This window comes from Microbacterium sp. P5_E9, assembly GCF_054049175.1.
This window is the reverse complement of the sequence record NZ_JBFUMV010000152.1, coordinates 1-526: the sequence shown is the minus strand read 5'-3', so window position 1 is coordinate 526 and position 526 is coordinate 1. Positions and strand designations below refer to the sequence as shown.

Genomic DNA, 526 nt, shown 5'->3' with positions numbered 1-526 from the left:
CACCCCCGGCGTGCCCGGCGGAAATGCCGGCCCCACCTTCCAGGTGCCGGACTGGCTCGCATAGCGGTGCGCCAGCCATCCCGACACCCATATCGCGCCCGCCGAAATAGCGAAGACGGCGACGAACAGAAGCACCCGGGTGACAAAGATCGTCAAGAAAACGCCGACATAGCCGACCGAGGAAAACCACAGCCAGTCAATCAGCACGCCGGTGATGCGGCCGACGACGAATAGAGCCACGATGACGGCCGCGACGCTGACCGAAATGCCTCTCAGGCGCGTGCCGGATCTCCCTGGCGACCGCATCGACATGCTCCTTTGCAGGACCGTCATCCACGGCCTGCTTTGGCCGGACCACGCTGCACTGCCGATCTGCCTGAAACCTGGCCGAACGGGTTGCCGGGGCAGCCGCGATGGCCGCCCCGCGGCGGCGCAAAGGTTCGCGTTGAATCCGCCCCGCCGGATAGATAATTGTAGGTGGGGAATCAACAGGCAGCACGCTCGCCGCCGTACGATCCTTCGGGAC

General features: G+C 65.4%; 1 protein-coding gene. It reads right to left on the bottom strand.

Going from position 1 to position 526, the window contains the following annotated elements; translation table 11 throughout:
- Nucleotides 1-333 (bottom strand): UPF0182 family protein (locus tag ACXJ3V_RS20725; protein ID WP_457102240.1); only part of this gene is annotated, 333 nt, incomplete at its 3' end.
- Nucleotides 334-526 lie beyond the last annotated feature (193 nt).